The organism is Tidjanibacter massiliensis, from assembly GCF_900104605.1.
GTDB lineage: Bacteria > Bacteroidota > Bacteroidia > Bacteroidales > Rikenellaceae > Tidjanibacter > Tidjanibacter inops.
The window spans coordinates 1,426,480-1,446,592 of the sequence record NZ_LT629960.1 but is presented as its reverse complement, the minus strand read 5'-3'; the positions used below and the strand labels follow the sequence as shown (position 1 = coordinate 1,446,592).

Genomic DNA, 20,113 nt, shown 5'->3' with positions numbered 1-20,113 from the left:
TCCCGGGAACAGGTACGGGAAACGGGACAATTGGGTATCTTTGCGCCGTTTGAAAAACATTCCGACCATGAAAGCGCTTTATACCGTTCTGTTGCTCGTATGTTCCAATACCTTCATGACGATAGCGTGGTACGGACACCTGAAGTTCAATGGCTCGAACAACGGCAGTCCCCTTCCGCTCTTCCTCGTCATTCTGGCCAGTTGGGGAGTCGCCTTTTTCGAATACTGTTTTCAGGTGCCGGCCAACCGGCTGGGGTTCGTCGAGAACGGAGGACCCTTCTCGCTCATCCAGCTCAAAATCATACAGGAGGTCATCTCCTTGCTCGTGTTTACGGTTTTCACCATTCTGGTTTTCCGTACCGAGACTTTCCGCTGGAACCATATCGCCGCTTTCGTGTGCATCGTTCTGGCCGTCTATTTCGTATTCAGAAAATAGTCCGTGACAGTGCCGTGCAACGTCCGGCCCTACGCGAACCGCCCGCAGGAAACTTCCTGCGGGCGGTTCGCATACGCGGTAACGCTGCCGTTAGAACAGCGTCCGGTTGTTCTCTTTCAGAACATTCACCGCATCGAACACCTTCTTCGATATCCTGGCCCGCTGGAGGGCATCGAGATAGGCATTGGAGTGCGTGTCGGTTCCCACGAAGGTGTATAACCCCTGCCGGAGCATCTGTTCGGCATATTTCTTCGCACCGCTGCCGTGGTATCCTGCCAGCGAGAGCAGGTTGAGCTGCAATTTGTACTGTTTTATCAGGTTGATGACCTTATCCTTGCCGTTGGCCTGTACGAACGCATATCGTTCGGGGTGGGCGAGGATGATTTCATAACCCGAAAGGGTCGCTTCGAACAGCATGTCGAAAGCCCGGAGGCTGTATCCGTTGATGGAGAACTCCACGAGAACGTGGCGGCAGTTCATGGTCAGGGGATTGCCTTCGAGGTGTTCCGGGAACTTGTCGTCGATGAAATACTCCGCGCCCAGCCGGATATCCAGCGGCCCCTGGTACCCGAAGTCGGCGAATCGCTGTCGGAGCTCCTCTTCGCCGCGGTTGTCGTAGGCTCCGTGAATGATGTGGGGCGTCATGTAGAGACCTTTTACCCCCATGCCCTGCATTCGCTCCAGCAGTCGAAGGCTGTGTTCCCGGTCGGGACTCCCGTCGTCCACGCCGGGAAGCAGATGGCAGTGGATGTCGTAAAAGTCGTCGAGCAGGTCGGCGAGATATATGTTCTTTGTATGGAAACTGAACATTTCTGCTTTAAATGATGTATAGTATCGGTTTATCGGATAATGCTTTCGAAGTAGGCGATGGTTCGCGCGAGCCCTTCGCGGAGCTGTATCTCCGGCCGCCATCCGCCGAGCAGTTCGCCTGCAAGCCCGATGTCGGGACGGCGCTGTCGCGGGTCGTCCGAAGGCAACGGACGGAAGACTATCCGCGAGGAGGAGCCCGTAAGCTCCCGGATGAGGGAGGCGAGTTCGAGGATGGTGAACTCGCCGGGATTGCCGATGTTTACCGGACCGGTCACTTCGTCCGGGGTATCCATCATGCGCACCATTCCTTCCACCAGGTCGCTGACGTATTGGAAACTGCGCGTCTGTGAGCCGTCGCCGTATATTGTGATGTCCTCTCCGCGCAGTGCCTGTACGATGAAGTTGGAGACCACGCGTCCGTCGTCCGGATTCATGCGCGGGCCGTAGGTGTTGAATATCCTCACGATTTTGATGCGGACGCCGTTCTGACGCCGGTAATCCATGAAGAGCGTCTCCGCGCAGCGTTTGCCTTCGTCGTAGCAGGAGCGGATGCCCACCGGGTTCACGCTTCCCCAATAGCTCTCCGGCTGCGGATGCACGTCCGGGTCGCCGTAAACTTCGGAGGTGGAGGCCTGCAAGATGCGTGCCTTGACGCGCTTGGCGAGCCCCAGCATGTTGATGGCCCCCATGACGGATGTCTTGGTGGTCTTGATGGGGTTATATTGGTAATGTATCGGGGAGGCGGGGCAGGCGAGATTGTAGATTTCGTCCACCTCGGCGTAATAGGGAGCGGTGACGTCGTGGCGCACCATCTCGAAATTGCCGCATCCGGCCAGGTGCATCACGTTTCTCTTGCTGCCGGTAAAATAGTTGTCGAGGCAGATGACGTCGTGGCCTTCGCTTACCAGCCGTTCGCACAGGTGCGAACCTATGAATCCGGCTCCTCCGGTTACAAGCACTCTCTTCATCGTCAATCGTTCAGTGTCGCCGACGGTATGCGGAATACCGTATTTGTGGATGCAAATATAGCTTTTTTTACCATCCCCTTCGAACGCTTCCCTATTTTTATCCCTTCCGTTTCCGCGGTCGGACAATGAAACGGAGGGCGATGCCGTTGTTTAGGGAGAGGGATTGCCGTGCGTGCGGTTTTGCGTGGATAGGTTTTTTGCCTATCTTTGTACATTAAACGGACGCGAGCCGTGTCCGAAGGAAAAAATTCGGCCTATGAAGGGTAAATGCTGGAGAATGTGCGCTGTTGCGGCCGTTGCGGTCGTGCTTGCGGTTTCGGCGTGCAACAAGAAGGGCGAGATATTCGAGCAGCAGATGGATACCATCCGTTCGTGGGTGGAGAGCAGGAATGAAAACGGTAGTGCCTATACCGAAATCATGTCGGGGGTGTTCCGCGACATCGTCTATCCGGAGGATGGCCGGGGAACTCCGCTCGCGGAGCGAGGCGACAGTCTCTATCTGATGTATGAGGTATATAAGTTTTCGACCTCTTTTTCCGAGACGAGTACCGGAGACCTCATCTATACCAACAGGCCGGAGCGGATGCCCGACCGGGTGGAGTGGAACCGCGATACGCTGCGGATAGTGCTGGGTGACGGAAAGCTGATGAAGGGCGTGGAGGAGTCGTTGGCGGAGAGTGCGCCGGGCGACCTCGTCATGGTGGTAATGACCTCCGGTAATGCCTATGGCGACCATACGGTGCAGCAGCTTCCGCCCAACACGCCCGTAGCCTGGCGGGTGAATGTGGAAAAAGTGATTGAGAACCAATGAGAAGGCATAGCGCCGAACAGTGATATATGATGAGACATGTTTTGAAACCTTTGGCGGTCGCCGTCGCCGCATGCGCCTTCTGCTCGTGCGCCAGGACCGAGAGCGAGAATTTCAACGAGATAGAGGACAAGGCGCTCGACATCTGGGTGAGCAGCAATGCTCCCGATGCCGAACCGCTCGGAGATACGGGGATGTATTATGAGGTAATCGAGGCCTTGCCGGACGGAAGTGCCACGAAGGTGGACGTCCGGGGCAGGTGGGTGGATGTGGAATATGTCATCCGTGACCTGAACGGCGACATCGTTTACAACCGTAACGAGGAAACGGCCCGGCTTCTCGGAACCTTCACCAAATATACGCATTACATCCCCGACAGGCTCTATATCGCCAGTCGGCAGGACCTGAGCGATATACCTTCGGGCATCTACCAGGCCATCACGGAAATCATGCCCGGAGAGACGTGGCGTGTCTATATCCCTTCGCGTCTGGCTTTCGCATCGTACGGTATTCAGACTTCGACCGGATACGGGGGGCAGCAGGCCCTTGAATCGGACGTGCCGGTCATTCTCGACAGCCTCCGCATCGTCAATATCGTGGATAATCCCCAGTCCGAAGGGCGGCAAGCGATAGAGGAGTTCGTCACCGCATCCCGGCCGGAAGGGTGGGGCAAACCGCTGAACGATACGGTGCGCGAGGGACTGTATATGGATATACTCGCCCGGCCCAATCCCGGTGATACGGTGCCGCTGAACCAGAGCGCCAATATCTACTACAGGTGCGGGTTTCTCGACGGGCATCTGATAGATTCCAATATCGATACCGTATTGTACAACCGGTTCGGTACGGTGCGCAGCAGCGACGTTACGAGTCCGATAAGGGTGACGCGGATGTCCACCGACCCCAACAATGCCAACCAGATGCCGGCGAAGGTGTTCTATGCCATCCTGCCCGACCTCTGTTACGGCGACAGCGTGCGTATCGCCGTCCCGTCGGAGTACGGTTATTACCGTCAGTACATGTATCCGGACAAGAGCAGCTCCATGTGGTCTTCCTCGGCCACGTTCACGTTCGACTTTACGTATCAGTATAAGGACTATACGACGGAGGATACGGACTACTTTTTCGCCTCCTCTACCTATTATATGCCCTATTCCACCTCTTCGGGCACTACTGTACCGGTAGCGGAAATCAAGCCTTATACTCCGTTGATATACGAGTTCGTCGTGCAGAAGCCGGAGTCTTGACGGTCCGGCGGATGAACGACCGCAGGAGGCTGTGCCAGATTGAATCGATACGGTTCAGAATGGCACAGCCTTTTTCGGTGTCGGAGTCGACAAGCTGAAAGATATTCGGGTACGGGAGGAGGACCGTGCAGGACTGAATCGATGCCGATGGTGATACGGCGGGTGGCGGTCGGAAGATACCGCCCTCTCTTTTCGCCGTAATCGGGCTTGCCTGTCGGGGATGTATTTTCATGCCGTCTCGGTTGTACCGTATGTGCCGAGCCGGGCGGCCGGTGGTTGGCGCAGCGGAAGGACGGGAAGAAACGGCGGGGATGCCGCCCGTGGCGGTCGGCGGATTCTTTCAAGTTTCAAGTCCGTATTTCGATGGAGTGAGAAGGATGCCTGTTGTCCGGTCTCCGTTCCCGGGATTGCCCGGGCCGAGGCATTTGCTGGAAGCCGACGAAAAAGGGGACGAATCGTTCCGTCCCCCTTTGCTTCTGTCTTCCGTCCCCCTGACTGTGCCCCTGCTGATTTATTTGTTTCCCATGAGGTCGTTGGAGGTGTCCTGATTCTCCATGAACGAACGCTGCGACTTGAGAAGGTTTCTCGACTGGAGTACCATGGTCTTCGTTTCGTTCAGGATAGTCAGGTAGAGCATGCTGGCTTTGGTGCTCGTGGCCTTGTTCTGTATCCTGCGGAGCTGGCTCTTCACCGCATCGTCAATCGTGACGAACAGCTCGTCGCGCATCTCCAGCACCACGTTCGTGTCGGAGTAGTCGTTGTCGTTGAGCATGACGTTGATGCGGGCGTATATCTCCGATACCTTGTCGTTGATTTTGAGGAGGTCTTCCACCTGTTCCTCGCTCATCCCCTTGTGGTTGTTGTCGATATGTTCGAAGCAGGGACGGGTGATGTGCACTAGCGCCTTGGACATCTCGCTGATGTAGTCCACGACCTGTACGTAGAAGTGGCCCGCTTCGATGTAGTTGTCCTGAAGTTTCTGGAGGGTGGGCAGCAGGGCGTATTTCTTTTCACGGGCGTTGTAGAAGAGGTCGTTCGATTCGCGCACCATTTCGCGCAGCGTCCTGCGGTCTTCGTTCAGCGTCGCCATGATGGTCTTGCTGTATATCTCGGTCGTTTTGGTCATGACACCGCTTATCTCGGCGATGAGATTGCGCATCACCTCCTGAGTGCTGTTGCCCGAAGCGGTGACGATTTCTTCGGTTTTATGTTCTTTGGCCTTGCGGCGCTTGTGGGTGATGGAACTCTGGATGAACATCCCTACGCAGAGCAGCGAGATGATGATGACGGCCCACGTACCGCCCCACAGCAGGGCGTAGGTCACGACGAGGGCGATGACGAAGGCGATGAGTGCCGTGACGAACCAGCCTGCGATGACCGTCACCACGCCCGTTATTCTGTAAACGGCGCTTTCGCGGCCCCATGCCTTGTCGGCGAGCGAACTACCCATGGCCACCATGAAAGTGACGTAGGTGGTCGAGAGGGGGAGTTTGAGCGAGGTGGCCGTGGCGATGAGGATGGAGGCGACGGTGAGGTTCACCGTGGCGCGTATCAGGTCGAAATGGGCGCTTCCGGCTTTGGGGCGCAGCGGAATGAACCGTTTGTTTATCGCCCGCTGGAAGGATTCGGGAGCGTGGTCCTCGTACCACCTGTTGACGGTGATGGCTCCCCGCACGATGGAACGGGAGAAGAGGGTGGAGCCGAAACGCTCCGTTCCCTCGTCCTGTTTGGCGAGGTTGATTTCCGTTTCGCTGACGCTCTGTGCCTTTTTGGATGTCCAGAGCGTCACGACCATGATGCACCCGGCTACGAGCAGCAGCAGGTGGTTGGCCACTACCGGTTCGCTGAGCTTGCCCATCATCATGCCGTCGTCGCCTCCGGCCGCAAGGGCTATCTTGTAGGAGTCGAGGCCGGCTATCGGTACGCCGATGAAGTTCACCAGGTCGTTGCCCGCGAAGGAGAGCGCCAGCGAGAAGGTGCCGGCGAGTATCGTAACCTTGAGGATGTTGATTTTGGCGAGCTGAAGCAGGAACATGACGAGCGAGCTGACCGCGAAGAAACCGAGCAGGATGGGGAACATGTGGGCCGAGAGCGTATCGAAAAAGGCCGGACTGAATATCCCGGAATCCTGCAGCCCCTTGAAGAGAGCGAAGTAGGCGATGGCGGTGAAGGCGATGCCGCACCACAGGGCGCCGAAGCGCTTCAGCATCTTCTGGTAGCGGAAAGTGAAGATGAGACGGCTGATGAACATCACGAAGGCACCCACCACGAAGGCGATGGCCACGGAGGCCAGGATACCCGATATGATGACGAGAGCCTTGCCCGAGTTGATGTAATTGGACATGTCGGCCGCCGTCAGCGTCGGGTCGGCGCTTATCTTGAGCGAGGTGACCGCCACCGCGGCGCCGAGCAGTCCGAAAACGAGGGAGACGGTCGTGGAGGTGGGCAGTCCGAAGGTGTTGAACAGGTCGAGCAGTATCACGTTGGCGAACATCACCCCGAGAAAGAGCATCATCACGTCGCGGAAGGTGAACATCTCCGGGTAGAACACGCCGCTGCGGGCCACCTCCATCATGCCGCTGGAGGTCATCGTACCCAGCAGGATGCCGACCGAAGCGATGGTAAAGATGACTTTGCGGGAGGCGGCTTTGGAGCCTATCGCCGAGTTGAGGAAGTTGACTGCGTCATTGGAAACCCCTACGACGAGACCGAGGATTGCCAGAACCAATAAAATGACTACGATGACGGTGTAGATAGTTTCCATTATTCGTGTCCTGATAGAAAAATTTGGGACAAAGTTAATCTATAATTTGAAAAGCCCTATAAGGACGGGGCTAAATCTTAACATTTAATTGCCGTGAACGCCACGGTTTTGTCATGGCCGTTTCCCGTGAGGGGGAGGGGGTACCCGGCGGGAGATTGTTATTTTCTGCATAAATTTTGCACATCGCAGGCAGATGGTTAATTTTGTGGATTGGATGAGAAACTACGTTTGGGATTACGCATGGAAGAGAGCAATAAGATAATACGCGATATTGCGGAACAGGAGTACAAGTACGGTTTTACAACCGATATAGATACGGAGACCATTCCGCGCGGACTGGACGAAGAGGTCGTCCGGCTCATATCCCGCAAGAAGGAGGAGCCCGAATGGATGACCGAGTACCGGCTGGCCGCCTTCCGCCATTGGCAGACGATGAAGCTGCCGACCTGGGCCCATCTCGACATTCCGGAGATAGATTTTCAGGATATCATCTATTATGCCGCTCCCAAACCCGCCAAGGGGAAGGCGGGGGCTACCGTGGACGACATCGACCCGGAGCTGAAGAAGACCTTCGACAAACTCGGCATACCGCTCGAAGAGCAGCTCGCGCTGAGCGGGATGGCGGTCGATGCCGTGATGGATTCGGTGTCGGTCAAGACCACTTTCAAGGAGACGCTGGCCGAAAAGGGGATTGTCTTCTGCTCGATGAGCGAAGCCATCCGCGACTATCCGGAGCTGATTCGGAAGTATCTCGGCAGCGTGGTGCCCTATACGGACAACTTTTACGCCGCGCTCAATGCGGCGGTCTTCTCCGACGGTTCGTTCTGTTACGTCCCGAAGGGGGTTCACTGCCCGATGGAGCTGAGTACCTATTTCCGCATCAATGCCGCCGGTACGGGGCAGTTCGAGCGGACGCTCATCGTGGCCGACGAGGGGGCGTACGTCAGCTATCTGGAGGGGTGTACCGCGCCGCGGCGCGATGAGAACCAGTTGCATGCCGCCGTGGTGGAAATCGTGGTGATGAAGGATGCGGAGGTGAAATACTCCACCGTCCAGAACTGGTACCCCGGCGACCGGGAGGGCAAGGGAGGTATCTACAACTTCGTCACCAAGCGCGGGATATGCCGCGGCGAAAATGCCCGACTTTCGTGGACGCAGGTGGAGACCGGTTCGGCCATCACCTGGAAATATCCGAGCTGCATTCTCGCCGGGGACAACAGTACGGCGGAGTTCTACTCGGTGGCGCTCACCAACAACTTCCAGCAGGCCGACACGGGTACCAAAATGATACATCTGGGGCGCAACACCCGGAGCCGCATCGTTTCGAAGGGTATTTCGGCCGGGCGCAGCCAGAACAGCTACCGCGGACTGGTGCAGGTGAATCCCAGGGCGGAGAACGCCCGCAACTTTTCGCAGTGCGATTCGCTGCTGATAGGCGACCGCTGCGGGGCGCACACCTTTCCGGTCATCGACGTGCGGAATTCAGGTGCCGTGGTGGAGCACGAGGCCACGACGTCCAAGATAAGCGACGACCAGCTTTTCTACTGTAACCAGCGGGGGCTGGATATGGAGGAGGCCGTGGGACTCATCGTGAACGGCTATGCCAGGGAGGTGCTCAACAAGCTGCCGATGGAGTTCGCCGTGGAGGCGCAGAAGCTGCTTTCGGTGAGCCTGGAAGGAAGTGTGGGATAGAAATTTGCGGAGCCGTGCAACGGAAAGGACCGGTGCGGCGTCATGGTAAGAGAGGCGGGACGATACCCGCTGCATTTGACTGAAACCTCTTGAACCATGAAAAAGTGTTTGCTGCTGTTATGTACGGCGTGCGTGTCGGTTGCAGCCGCCGTGGCACAGACCGGTGGCCGGGATGAGCGGCGGGCGGACCGCAACGTGATTGCTTTCTCCGGCGGTGTGGCTATCGGCGTCGGAGATATTGATATGTTCGGTCCGTTCGGCTATGTCGAGTATGCCCGGAACGTGAAGGGCAGGTTTTGGGCGGGAGGCCGTCTGGGCCTGCAGTCCGATTTTCAGTCCGCGACGTGTCAGCCTTCCTACGTACTCGACCGCTGGCTCCGTCCGGCGTTGTACGGCATCGGGTATTGGGAACTCCCGGTGGCAAGGCAGTGGCTGTCGTTCCGGGCGGGTGCCGGAGTAGGACTGGGCATGCACCTCGGACCAGGAGTGAAGGACCTCGGCCTGGCTCCCTACGTGATGGTACGTGCGGAGTGGGTGGTGCATTTGGGCCGGCATTTCGGTATGACCTTCGCGCCGCTGCTGTTCGGGCCTTTGGGCTCGTCGCAGGCGGAGTGGACGCCGCTGGCTCCGATTACCTACGGTGGCAGGAGAGGGCATTTGGCCTCGATTGATGTATTCGGCCATATAGGTTTTTACGCCCGGTTTTGAGCCTGCGAGGCGGCGGGGCCGCAGAATGGGGCGGAATTTGGCCGGACAGTGCCGGAACGTGCCGACGGTGAGTGGACGCTGCGCCTCGACGGAAGGACGGATAACAGGGATTGTATGCCGTGTGGAAACGGCAATGATATGAACCTTAGAGCATAACAAGATGAAGAGAGCGCTGATTGTCTTGCTGTTCGCCCTTACGGCTTTTGCGGCCCGGGGGGCAGAGCCCGCTGTTGCGGAAAAGGGAGTCGAACGCCCGAATGTTATAGAGATACGCGGAGGCTTGACTTGGGATATAAACAGTAGCTTAGGGTATTTTTTCTACGCTGAGTATGCCCGGAATATGAAGGGGAAATTTTGGTTGGGAGGCCGTCTGGGCGAAGCATACGAAACGTTGGCAGGGAACCCAGTTTCGAATATGGTTTTAACAAGTTATTTCGCGACGACCGCTTACGGCATCGGGTACTGGGAGTTTCCCGTCGCCCGTAAATGGCTCTCTTTCCGGGTCGGAGGCGGCGTGGGCCTGGGGGTTCATGCGGCTGAAGACCTGTACCGTCCGACGGTAGGTCCCTATGTGATGGTGCGGGCGGAATGGGTGGTCCATATAACCCGGAACTTCGGCCTCTCCCTCTCGCCGTTGGTCATCGGGCCTTCGCAGTTCGAGTTCGGGCTTGCTCCTTGGTGGAAGAACGGAGCGATGGGGATAAGCGGCAAGCTGGATTGGCTGGGCCATTTGGGCCTGTATGTGAGATTTTAGTGCGATGGACCGGGTGAGGTAGGGATGTAATATTGACACAACGATAGAAGTATGAAAAACATATTGACGGTTAGAGGCCTCCATGCCTCGATAGAGGGCAAGGAGATACTGCGCGGCATCGACTTCACGGTGAATGCCGGCGAAGTACACGCCATCATGGGACCGAACGGTTCCGGCAAGAGCACGTTCGCTTCGGTGATAGCCGGCAGCCCGCGTTTCGAAGTGACGGCCGGTACGGCGGAGTATGACGGAAAGAACCTGTTGGAGATGAATATCGAGGAGCGTGCCCGTGCGGGGATATTCCTCGGGTTCCAGTACCCGGTGGAGATACCGGGGGTGAGCATGGCTAACTTCATGAAGCTCGCCGTGGCCCGCCGCCGCGAGTACCTCGGCCTGCCGCCGCTCTCTTCGGGCGAGTTCCTGAAACTGATGCGCGAGAAGGGAAAGGTGGTGGAACTCGACAGCAAGCTGACGGGCCGTGCCGTGAACGAAGGCTTCTCGGGCGGCGAAAAGAAGAAGAACGAAATCTTCCAGATGGCCATGCTGGAGCCGGAACTCGCCATACTGGACGAGACGGACAGCGGGCTCGACATCGACGCGCTCCGCATCGTGGCGCAGGGGGTGAACAAGCTGCGCACGCCCCAGAACGCCACCGTCGTGATAACGCACTACCAACGGCTGCTCGATTACATCGTGCCCGATTTCGTGCATGTGCTCTATAAAGGCCAGATTATCCTGTCGGGCGACAGGGAGCTCGCCCTGAAGCTGGAGCGCGAGGGGTACGACTGGTTGATAAACCGATATAAATGACGGCCGGCCATGAGAAAAGCGTCTGAATTGACCGGTATCTGCGGCGGAGCCGCAGTGGAGGTAAGGGACGGCATCTGTACGCGGCCGTTCGGAGTCCTGCCTTCCGGCATCGAAGCCGGTGCGGGAAGTGCCGGAGATGCGGCAGGCGTGACCGTGCATATTCCCGACGGGTTGCAGGCTGCGGAGCCGCTTTGCCTGTCGTTCGGCGGTCGGGGCAGTTGCCGGGTGGAGGTCGTCGCCGGAAAGGATTCCGCGGCGGAGCTGCTCTTTCTGCTTTCGGACGGCGCTTCCGTGGTGCGGAATACGGTCGTGCAGGAGGGGGCGTCGCTTCGGATGCGGGAGGTAGTGCTTCTTGCTGCGGAGGGGAGCGTTTCGGGTTCCGTGCGGTTGGAAGCCGGTGCACGCAGCGAAACGGTAACGGTGGCGTTCGGTTCCGGAAAGACGGCGCTGCGGTATGCCGCACAGTTGGCCGGTCCTGCGGCAGAGGCGCTGCATGCCGGCCTTTTCATGGCGGCGGACGGCGAACGCAAGGAACTGGACGTGCGGGTGGAACATCTTGTGCCCGATTGCCACAGCGACGTGCTGATGAAGGGCGTCGCTTCCGGAACGGGGTACGGTTCGTTCGACGGTATGGTCTATGTGGCGCAGGATGCGCAGCGGACGGAGGCTTATCAGCAGAGCCGCAACCTGCTCATGGGCGACCGGGCGCGGATAGTCACTTCGCCCCGGCTTGAAATATATGCCGACGACGTCCGGTGCAGCCACGGGGCGACGGTGGGACAGATGGACGACGATGCGGTCTATTACATGCGCCAGCGGGGGCTGAGCGAAGCCGAAGCCCGCGGCCTGCAATTGACCGGGTTCGTGAACGACGTCGTCTCCCGGTTGGGCGAGGGGCCGCTGGCGGCAGCGGTGCTGGCGATGGCCGAGGAGAAAATCGCCGAACTCCAGCAGGGTGTCTGAACGGATGCCTGCCGAGGGGATGCCGGTCCGTCGCAAAGGAGACGTATTGCGGCGATACGAAGGAAAACCGGCAGTGCGTTCGGTGGGGGAAAGCCGTGCCGGACAGAGGCAGAGCCCCGCAGCGGGCGGATGCTGCCGGGCAGGAAACAGGACGGTACCGGACAGGAGGCCGGATAGGGCCATGATTTATGAAGAGTGCAAAATGTTGGATGTAGAAAAAATACGGGAGGATTTCCCGATACTGTCGCGGCCGGTTTACGGCCGGCCGCTGGTGTACCTCGACAGTGCGGCTACCGCCCAGAAGCCGCGGCGTGTCATCGATTGCGAACGCAGGCTGTATGAGGAGGTGAATGCCAATGTGCACCGCGGCGTGCATTACCTCTCCGGGCAGATGACCGAACTGTTCGAGGAGGCCCGCGAACGGGTACGCTCTTTTATCGGGGCCGCCTCGCGTGAGGAGATAGTCTTTACTTCGGGGGCGACGGCCGCCGTGAATGCCGTGGCGTACAGCTACGGCGAACTCGCTTTCGGGCCGGGCGACAACATCGTGGTGTCGGAGATGGAACACCACTCCAACATCGTCCCCTGGCAGTTGGTCTGCGGCCGCCGTGGCGTGGAAATGCGTGTGTTGCCTTTCGACGATACGGGACGGCTGATGGTGGAACGACTGCCTGAACTGCTCGACGGTCGGACGAAACTGGTCGCCGTCACGCAGGCATCCAACGTGTTGGGTACCATGCCGCAGCTCGACGAGGTGGTCTCCGCCGCCCATGCCGTCGGGGCCGTCGTGCTGGTGGACGGCTGTCAGGGCATCGTCCACGGCGGGGTGGATGTCGGTGCACTCGGCTGCGACTTCTATGTCTTTTCGGGCCATAAGCTCTATGCTCCGACCGGGACGGGAGTCCTGTACGGTCGGCGCGAACTGCTCGAGCGGATGCCTCCTTTCATGGGCGGCGGCGATATGGTCAGGAAGGTGCGGTTCGCCGGTACCACGTTCGCCGACCTGCCGCTCAAGTTCGAGGCCGGAACGGCCAATTATGTCGGTGCCGTCTGTCTCGGCGAAGCGATGGAATATCTCCGGGAAATCGGCATGGACGGAATCGCGGAGTACGAACATCGCCTGGCGGAGTATGCCGCCGACAGACTGTCCGCCGTGGAGGGGCTGCGTATCTACGGTACGACGCCGGATAAGTGCAGCATCCTTTCATTCAATGCGGAAGGGGTGCATGCTTACGATATGGGAATGATACTCGACAAGCTGGGTATCGCTGTCCGGACGGGGGCACACTGTGCCGACCCGGTCATGGAACATTACGGGGTGAAGGGCATGGTACGTGCCTCGTTTGCCTTTTACAACACCGAGCGGGAGGCCGATGCCCTCGTTGCCGGTGTGGAGCGGGCCGTGCGTATGCTGCGTTAGCGGCGGGCCGGTCCTTTTGCGGGGGGGGGGGTCCCGCCGGATGCGGCAACAGCCGCGGTAAATAGTTGTCCTTATGCCGCTGATAGTTCTCGAAGGGCTCGACGGAGCCGGGAAAACCACACAGACGGAGCTGCTGAAAGAGCGGCTCGAAAGCCGCGGGCTCCGCTACGAATACCTGCACTTTCCGCGTTTCGACGCTCCCGTGTACGGCGGGCTCATCGCCCGTTTCCTGCGCGGGGAACTGGGCGGTATCGATGCTGTGGACCCATACCTCGTCGCCCTCCTTTTCGCGGGCGACCGGGCCGATGCGGCCGCGATGATACGGAAATGGCTCGCCCGGGGAAAATACGTCCTGCTGGACCGGTATGTGAACTCCAACATCGCCTACCAGTGCGCCAAGGTGGAGGGGGGCGAGGCCCGGGAGATGTTGAGACGGTGGATACTCGACTTGGAATACGGGCACAACGCAATTCCGCGTCCGGATGTCTCGCTCTTTCTGGACGTGCCGTTCCGCTTTACCGAGCGCAGCCTCACCGCACCACGCCGCGGCGCGGACCGGGGGTACCTGGGCGGCGCGGACGACATACACGAAGCTTCGCTCGCTTTTCAGCGGCGCGTGCGGGAGATTTATCTCGGCCTGGCCGAAGAGGGCGAACTGGAGGTGGTGGACTGCCGTGACGAGAAGGGGGACATGTGCCCGCCGCAGCGCGTGTTCGCCCGGATAACGGAAAAGATGGAAGGCATCCTGTGATTTGAAAGAGATGGAGAAGAAGGAATGGTTCAGGACAGCGGCGCATGTATGCCGCATTGTACTCGGTGCGGTATTCCTCTTTTCGGGTCTTGCGAAAGGGATAGACCCCTGGGGTTCGGCACTCAAGGTGGAGGAGTATCTCGATGCGTTCGGTCTCGGCGGCCTTTCGGCGGTCGCTGCTCCTCTCGCCGTGGTGCAGTGCGTGGCGGAGTCCGCCGTAGGACTCATGCTCCTGTGCGGTACGGGACTTCGGCTGGCCAGTCTTTTCGCCCTGCTCTTCATGGCATTCTTCACCCTGCTGACCCTCGTGATAGCCGTGTGGAATCCGTTGGATGACTGCGGCTGTTTCGGGAATGCGCTCAAGTTGAGCAATTGGATGACCTTCGCCAAGAACGTCGTACTGCTGCCCGTGGCGGCGGTGGTGTGGCGCGATGCGAAGAGGCGCCGCGGGTTCGCCTTTACTCGGCGCGAGGCGGTCCGGAGCACGATATTCCTCCTTTTACCGCTCGCACTCTGCCTGTATGCGTGGTACTGCCTGCCGCCGGTGGATACGTCGGTTTACCGTAAGGGAACCGACCTGCGCCGGGACGTTCTCTGCACGAGCTGCATGGAGCGCTCGGTGGTGCTTGTGTACGAAGATTTGCAGACGGGCGGGCTGCAGGAGTTCTCCCTGTCGGATACCACCTGGTACGATACCGCGCGGTGGCGGTATGTCGATACGCGTACTCCGTATGACGAGTTGCCGGAAAAGGCGAAGGAATATGATTTCTCCCTTTGGCTGGACGGTGCGGACCGGGCCGGGGATATGGTCTATGCTGCGGGAAGGAGTTACCTCGTGCTCGTGCGGGATGAATCGGATATCTCCGGGCGCTGCCGCGAACGTATCCGGACATTTGCTGCGAAGGCTGCGGCTGGCGGAGCCCGTGTGATTTGTGCCGTGGGTACGGAGACTCCGGGGGATGCTCCTGCCGGAGCGGATTTGGGTGCCGGAGCGGTATATGGCATGGACCGTCGGCTGATGGCGCAGATGCTGCGGGCGGATGCGGGCGCGGTAGAGATAACGGACGGGGTGATAACCGACAGACGGCCGTGCCGGACGATGGAGAAGATGTTGGAATGAACGGCCGGAACAGGGCCGTTGCAGATAAGATAAACGGAAAATGATGGGACACAGGATATTATTGTCTGTATTGTTGCTGGGGAGCCTGCTCCCGTCGGTCTCTTTCGCACAGGACGGGGGGCTGGAACGGCACCTTTCGCGTGGCGAGGGACTGTACCGTATGGAGAAGTACGGCGAGGCATTCATGGAGTTCGGAAAGGCCGGACGGTATGCGGCCGGTGCCGACGCTGCGGTCAGGGAGCGGTTGTGCCGGCTCCTTGCCATGAGTGCGGCGCAGGCCGGAGAGGGAGAGGCGCAGGAGCTGCTCGAAACATACCTTACCCGTTATCCGGCGGGGCCGGGAGCCGTAGAGGTGCGCTTCGAACTCGGCAATCTCTTCTTCGGGGAGGGCGACTATGCGGCGGCGACGGAACAGTATGCCGGAGTGGATGCCGGCAAACTGCCGGCGGAGGATGCGGACGAATACTGTTTCAAATACGGGTATGCCTGTTTCGAGCAGGAGCGTTTCGAGGCCGCCGTGCGGCTGATGGCCCGCATCGCCTTCACGAGTGACTACTATCCTCATGCGCAGTATGTGATGGGTTATTCCGAATACCGGAAGGGGGAGTACCAGTCGGCCAAACGCTACTTTACCGTAATAGCGGACCATCCTGCATACAGCAATGTGCTGCCTTTCTATATCCTGCAGATTGAATTCAACGACGGCAACTACCACTATGTCCGCGAGAACGGCGGGGCCGTCCTGCGCATGGCCGCAGGTGACCGGCTGGCGGAACTGAACCGTATCATCGGTGAGAGCTGGTTCTATACGGGCGGGTGGCGCGAGGCCGCGCAGTATCTCGAACGTTACCGGGAACTCGGCGGTGAGATGGACCGCGAAGTCTATTACATGCTGGGATTCGCCGCCTATATGGTGGGCGATTACGGGGAGGCGGAACGGAACCTTGCCCGTGTGGCCGGTCCCGACGACAAACTGTCGCAGAACGCGAGCTACCACCTGGCCGACTGTTATCTGCGCATGGGGCGCAAGCAGCAGGCCATGCAGTCGTTCGCCATGGCCTCTTCGGAGGGGTACGACGATGCGATAAGCGAGGATGCGCTGTTCAATTACGGAAAGCTGCAGTACGAGCTCGGCGGCGGTTATTTCAACGAGGCCATCAACGTGCTCAACCGTTACATTGCCCGTTATCCGAATTCGGGACGTGTTCCGCAGGTCAAGGAGTATCTCGCCGCGGCTTACTACAATTCGCGTAATTACGATGCCGCCTATCAGGCCATCATGCAGGTACCCTATCCGGACAACAACCTGAAGGCGGCGCTCCAGAAGATAACCTACTTCCGCGGACTGGAATATTACAATGCGGGCGATTACGATGCCGCCGCGCGCCTGCTCGACCAGTCGCTCGCCAACCGTTTCAATGCCAAGTACACCGCCCTGGCAGGATATTGGCAGGGTGAAATCTGTTACCGCCGGGGCGACATGCCGGGGGCGGCCGAACGTTTCGCGGCCTATGTGCGCCTTTCGCCCAAGAGCGAACCGGAAAACCTGGCGGCACGCTACAATCTGGGGTATGCCTATTTCAATATGAAGAACTGGGAGGAAGCCAGGAAGTGGTTCGACGAGTTCCTGCTCGATTACCGCCGCAAGGACAGCTATGCCGCGGACGCCTATAACCGCCGCGGCGATATCGAATACAGCGGGCGTTCCTTTTGGCGCGCCATCGAGTTCTACGACAAGGCGGCCGCGATGAATACCCCGGAGCGCTATTATTCCGCTTTCCAACGGGCGATGATGCTCGGCATGGTGCAACGGCCCGAGCGCAAGATAGAGAGTCTCACGGAAATAGTGCGCAAGAACGAAGGCCCCTATGTGGCCGATGCCATGTACGAGCTGGGAAGGGCCTACATGGGGCAGCAGCGCTATTCGGAGGCTACCGGTGTCCTCGAACGTTTCGTGAATACCTATCCCTCCTCGCCGCGCTATGCCTCGGCGCTCAACGAGCTCGGCCTCGCCTGCCAGAATCTCGGCGACGATGCGAAGGCTTTGACCTACTATAAAAAGGTGATGCAGCACGAGCAGCACTCCGATGCTTCGCGTAGCGCCATGAACGGTATCCGCACGATATATGTGGAGCGGAACGACGTGGATGCCTACTTTAAATATGCCGAAAGTGTCGGGATAGAGACCGACCTGGGCGAAGTACAGCGCGATTCGCTGGCTTTCGCGGCTGCGCAGCGGGTTTATCTCTCCGGCGATACGGGCCGGGCAGCCGCGGCGCTCGACAACTACATCGCGGGATACCCGAAGGGTGTCCATGTCGCGGAAGCGCTCTATTTCGCCGGGGAGAATGCCCTGGCGGCGCAGGATGCCGCCAGAGCTGCCGGTTACTACCGGAGGCTTGTCGCAATGCCCAACGGCGACTTTACGGTGCGCGGACTGGAGCGGCTCTCTTCCGTCAGCATGGATATGAAGCAGTATGACGAGGCGGCCGATGCCTACCTCCGGCTGAGCGGACTGGTGACCGTGCCGGCCCGGAAGGACGAGGCGCTGTCGGGCTATATGAAGGCCGTCGTAGCCGGAGGGGACGACGGGAAGATATTGGCTGCGGCCGACGAGGTGGCTGCGCGGGCTGCCGGCGAACCGGCAAAACGGCAGGCCCTCTATGCGAAGGCTTCGGTGTTGAGGCGGACGGGTCGCAATAGCGAGGCGCTGCCGCTTTACGAAAGGCTCGGCAGCGACGTCTCCACTCCGGAAGGGGCGGAGGGAGCCTACCGCGTAATCGAGGCTGCGCGGGCCGCCGGGGAAAATGCCCGTGTCGAGGAGCTCGTATATGCCTTCGCCGACCGGAATACGCCTCACTCGTACTGGCTCGGGAAGTCGTTCATCATTCTGGGTGACATCTATGCCGAAGCGGGGGATGCCTTCCAGGCGCGTGCGACTTACCAGAGTGTGGTGGACGGCTATCCCAATGCGACGGACGGCGTAGTAGAGGAGGCGAAGGCGCGGATTGCCGCGTTGTAAGGCGGCCTCCGCCCGGGTCTGCGTATCCGGACGAAGGCGCAAAAAGCGTACGGGGCCGTTCGCTGACGATTGGCGGTAATGCACGGCCTGCGGCCCCGGATGGTTGAAAGATATAATCCCAAAGGGAGATGAAGAGGATAGTTATGACTGTTATCGCGGCCTTTCTGGCCGCAGGGGTGTTGACGGCACAGGAGGATGCCGCCTCCTCCATTACGCAGCGTATCGAGGTGACGAGGCAGTACGTACCGGAACTCGGCGAGGCGCAGAAACTCGATTTTCCGCCCCGCATGGCCGATACGGTCACGCTGAAACCGGATATAAGTTACGCCATCACCCCGACGCCGTGGAAATCGGTATTCGATACGGAACCCATTGCTCCGGTGGCGATAAGTACCGCGGAGTACCGGCACCAGCGGCCGTTCTACCTGATGCTCGGCGGTGGCTATCCGGCTCAGAGCAGACTCGATTTTTACGCCGCCTTCTCTACGCCCCGCGACATTCGGGCCGGGGTGTATGCCAACCATGTCGGACAGTGGGCGAAGCTGGAGAACGAACGGGGAACGAAGGAGCCTGCGTCGTGGACGGAGAACGGCGTCGGCCTCTATGCCGGGCGGGATTTCGGAACCCGCAGCCTCGACTTCGACATCCGTTACGGATACAATTACTACACGACGATGGACAAGGTATGGACGGGATATATGGAGCCCGAGAATATATACTATCATAAAGTGCAGACTTCGTTGACTTTTGGCGATGCGTTTACGGACTTGTCCCGTTTCAATTACCGTTTCGGTATTGCGGGCAGCCTGTGGGGAACGGTCGTGGAGAATCCGGCGGCCTCCGCATTCGCCGATTTCGGTTGGAAGGCGGGCCGTCGCGGCGCGGTGGTGGTCGGCGCCTCGTTCGAGGGGGCGTGGAACGACTGGGATACCGGCGACTGGTATGCGGCGCTGGTCCCGGAGTATCGTCTGCGGACGGACCGTCTTTCCCTGCATGTGGGGGTGAAGTTTTATTACGACAGTTTCCGGCTCTCGGCAACGGACTGCGGCAGTCATTTTTTCGTGCTCCCGAAAGTCGGGGTATCGTATGAACTGGCCGATGCCTTCATCCCGTATGCGAGCCTCGACGGAGAGATAGGAACGGGGAATTATCTGGAACTCGCCGGACTGAATCCCTATATCCATGAGGCGGACATCGCCGGAGCCAAGCGTGCCGAGCTGCGCGGCGGTTTCCGGGGCGACGCCGGAGACGTGGTGACTTACGACGTATATGCCGGTTACCTGATAGGAGAACTTCCCTATTTCCTGAAGACCGGGGAGACATTCGTTCCCCGACTCGCTCCCGTGAACCTGTTCTATGCCGGTGCGGGTGTCGGACTGAAACTTCCGATGGGATTCGGGCTGCAGGCCGGGGTACGGTACGACAGCTACAACAATGCCGGCAACTTCTGGAGCGGTCGGGGCGGCCGGGTAGGAATGGGAATTCCCGAATTTACGGTAACCGGGAGGGCCAGCTATTGTTACCGCGACCGATTCTCCGTCGGCATCAGTGTGGAAGTGCTGGGGGAGAGAAGATTCGCTTCCCTGCAAAACCTCGATACGGCGGTACCGGCGACGGTGAACCTCAAGGTCGATGCGGAGTACAAGACCGGCCCCCGGTTCAGCATCTTCGCGGCTGGCGACAACCTGCTGAATCGGCGTATTTACCGCTGCCTCGGCTATCCGGCTCTCGGAGCCAATGCAGTGGCGGGAATACGGATGTTGTTCTGACGGGTGCATACGGCCTCCGCGGGACGGAGACGGATTTCGAAGGGTATCCATCGGTGTTCGTAAGGACGGTA

At 59.2% G+C, this 20,113-nt stretch carries 16 protein-coding genes; 13 read left to right on the top strand and 3 right to left on the bottom strand.

The genetic code is table 11. The annotated features are described in order from the left end of the window. Positions 1-67: 67 nt before the first annotated feature. Positions 68-436, top strand: coding sequence for a DMT family protein (locus tag BQ5361_RS07075; protein ID WP_022062998.1), 369 nt, complete (start codon positions 68-70; stop codon positions 434-436). Between the two features lie 90 nt (positions 437-526). On the opposite strand, the gene BQ5361_RS07070 is transcribed toward BQ5361_RS07075, so the two are convergent. Next, positions 527-1,246 (bottom strand): tyrosine-protein phosphatase, encoded by a 720-nt coding sequence (locus tag BQ5361_RS07070; protein WP_022062999.1) that lies wholly within the window; start codon positions 1,244-1,246, stop codon positions 527-529. A 29-nt stretch (positions 1,247-1,275) separates the two neighbouring features. Then, positions 1,276-2,214, bottom strand: a complete 939-nt coding sequence (locus BQ5361_RS07065; protein WP_022063000.1) for a UDP-glucuronic acid decarboxylase family protein — start codon at positions 2,212-2,214, stop codon at positions 1,276-1,278. Between the two features lie 256 nt (positions 2,215-2,470). Between BQ5361_RS07065 and BQ5361_RS07060 the strand changes: the two genes are divergently transcribed. Next, positions 2,471-3,025 (top strand): FKBP-type peptidyl-prolyl cis-trans isomerase, encoded by a 555-nt coding sequence (locus BQ5361_RS07060; RefSeq protein ID WP_143047536.1) that lies wholly within the window; start codon positions 2,471-2,473, stop codon positions 3,023-3,025. A 26-nt stretch (positions 3,026-3,051) separates the two neighbouring features. Then, complete coding sequence (locus BQ5361_RS07055) at positions 3,052-4,269, top strand: FKBP-type peptidyl-prolyl cis-trans isomerase (RefSeq protein ID WP_143047535.1); 1,218 nt, start codon at positions 3,052-3,054, stop codon at positions 4,267-4,269. A 511-nt stretch (positions 4,270-4,780) separates the two neighbouring features. On the opposite strand, the gene BQ5361_RS07050 is transcribed toward BQ5361_RS07055, so the two are convergent. Next, on the bottom strand, positions 4,781-7,033 hold the full coding sequence (locus tag BQ5361_RS07050; RefSeq protein ID WP_071424990.1) for an inorganic phosphate transporter: 2,253 nt from the start codon (positions 7,031-7,033) through the stop codon (positions 4,781-4,783). 240 nt (positions 7,034-7,273) lie between these two features. On the opposite strand from BQ5361_RS07050, the gene sufB reads away from it, so the two are divergent. From sufB to BQ5361_RS07000, 10 genes are all read left to right on the top strand, one after another. After that, a complete protein-coding gene (sufB, locus tag BQ5361_RS07045; RefSeq protein ID WP_035472123.1) occupies positions 7,274-8,725 on the top strand; it encodes a Fe-S cluster assembly protein SufB in 1,452 nt (483 codons plus the stop codon). Between the two features lie 96 nt (positions 8,726-8,821). Further along, the gene (locus BQ5361_RS07040) at positions 8,822-9,433 is read left to right on the top strand and encodes a hypothetical protein (RefSeq protein WP_035472126.1); all 612 of its coding nucleotides are present in this window, start codon (positions 8,822-8,824) and stop codon (positions 9,431-9,433) included. A 415-nt stretch (positions 9,434-9,848) separates the two neighbouring features. Then, positions 9,849-10,187, top strand: a complete 339-nt coding sequence (locus BQ5361_RS07035) for a hypothetical protein (protein WP_154822301.1) — start codon at positions 9,849-9,851, stop codon at positions 10,185-10,187. 60 nt (positions 10,188-10,247) lie between these two features. Beyond that, complete coding sequence (sufC, locus tag BQ5361_RS07030; RefSeq protein ID WP_035472350.1) at positions 10,248-10,997, top strand: Fe-S cluster assembly ATPase SufC; 750 nt, start codon at positions 10,248-10,250, stop codon at positions 10,995-10,997. A gap of 9 nt (positions 10,998-11,006) precedes the next feature. Then, complete coding sequence (locus tag BQ5361_RS07025) at positions 11,007-11,960, top strand: SufD family Fe-S cluster assembly protein (RefSeq protein ID WP_022063009.1); 954 nt, start codon at positions 11,007-11,009, stop codon at positions 11,958-11,960. A 202-nt stretch (positions 11,961-12,162) separates the two neighbouring features. Next, positions 12,163-13,380, top strand: coding sequence for an aminotransferase class V-fold PLP-dependent enzyme (locus BQ5361_RS07020; RefSeq protein ID WP_035472355.1), 1,218 nt, complete (start codon positions 12,163-12,165; stop codon positions 13,378-13,380). Positions 13,381-13,453: 73 nt separating this feature from the next. Beyond that, a complete protein-coding gene (gene tmk, locus BQ5361_RS07015) occupies positions 13,454-14,131 on the top strand; it encodes a dTMP kinase (protein ID WP_035472132.1) in 678 nt (225 codons plus the stop codon). 10 nt (positions 14,132-14,141) lie between these two features. Continuing rightward, positions 14,142-15,251, top strand: coding sequence for a DoxX family protein (locus BQ5361_RS07010; protein WP_035472358.1), 1,110 nt, complete (start codon positions 14,142-14,144; stop codon positions 15,249-15,251). A gap of 43 nt (positions 15,252-15,294) precedes the next feature. Next, positions 15,295-18,273 carry a tetratricopeptide repeat protein gene (locus tag BQ5361_RS07005; protein ID WP_161940440.1) on the top strand — a complete coding sequence of 993 codons (2,979 nt, stop codon included), beginning with the start codon at positions 15,295-15,297 and terminating at the stop codon, positions 18,271-18,273. Positions 18,274-18,401: 128 nt separating this feature from the next. After that, entirely contained in the window at positions 18,402-20,042 is a 1,641-nt protein-coding gene (locus BQ5361_RS07000; RefSeq protein WP_071424989.1) for a TonB-dependent receptor, read from the top strand. Positions 20,043-20,113 lie beyond the last annotated feature (71 nt).

Coding starts and splice junctions, on each gene's coding strand:
- BQ5361_RS07035 (WP_154822301.1), top strand. CDS start 9,849: ATGGTTTTAACAAGTTATTTCGCGACGACCGCTTACGGCATCGGGTAC.
- BQ5361_RS07000 (WP_071424989.1), top strand. CDS start 18,402: ATGAAGAGGATAGTTATGACTGTTATCGCGGCCTTTCTGGCCGCAGGG.
- BQ5361_RS07005 (WP_161940440.1), top strand. CDS start 15,295: ATGGGACACAGGATATTATTGTCTGTATTGTTGCTGGGGAGCCTGCTC.
- BQ5361_RS07025 (WP_022063009.1), top strand. CDS start 11,007: ATGAGAAAAGCGTCTGAATTGACCGGTATCTGCGGCGGAGCCGCAGTG.
- BQ5361_RS07065 (WP_022063000.1), bottom strand. CDS start 2,214: ATGAAGAGAGTGCTTGTAACCGGAGGAGCCGGATTCATAGGTTCGCAC.
- BQ5361_RS07020 (WP_035472355.1), top strand. CDS start 12,163: ATGTTGGATGTAGAAAAAATACGGGAGGATTTCCCGATACTGTCGCGG.
- BQ5361_RS07070 (WP_022062999.1), bottom strand. CDS start 1,246: ATGTTCAGTTTCCATACAAAGAACATATATCTCGCCGACCTGCTCGAC.
- BQ5361_RS07040 (WP_035472126.1), top strand. CDS start 8,822: ATGAAAAAGTGTTTGCTGCTGTTATGTACGGCGTGCGTGTCGGTTGCA.
- BQ5361_RS07010 (WP_035472358.1), top strand. CDS start 14,142: ATGGAGAAGAAGGAATGGTTCAGGACAGCGGCGCATGTATGCCGCATT.
- BQ5361_RS07060 (WP_143047536.1), top strand. CDS start 2,471: ATGAAGGGTAAATGCTGGAGAATGTGCGCTGTTGCGGCCGTTGCGGTC.
- BQ5361_RS07075 (WP_022062998.1), top strand. CDS start 68: ATGAAAGCGCTTTATACCGTTCTGTTGCTCGTATGTTCCAATACCTTC.
- BQ5361_RS07050 (WP_071424990.1), bottom strand. CDS start 7,033: ATGGAAACTATCTACACCGTCATCGTAGTCATTTTATTGGTTCTGGCA.
- tmk (WP_035472132.1), top strand. CDS start 13,454: ATGCCGCTGATAGTTCTCGAAGGGCTCGACGGAGCCGGGAAAACCACA.
- BQ5361_RS07055 (WP_143047535.1), top strand. CDS start 3,052: ATGATGAGACATGTTTTGAAACCTTTGGCGGTCGCCGTCGCCGCATGC.
- sufB (WP_035472123.1), top strand. CDS start 7,274: ATGGAAGAGAGCAATAAGATAATACGCGATATTGCGGAACAGGAGTAC.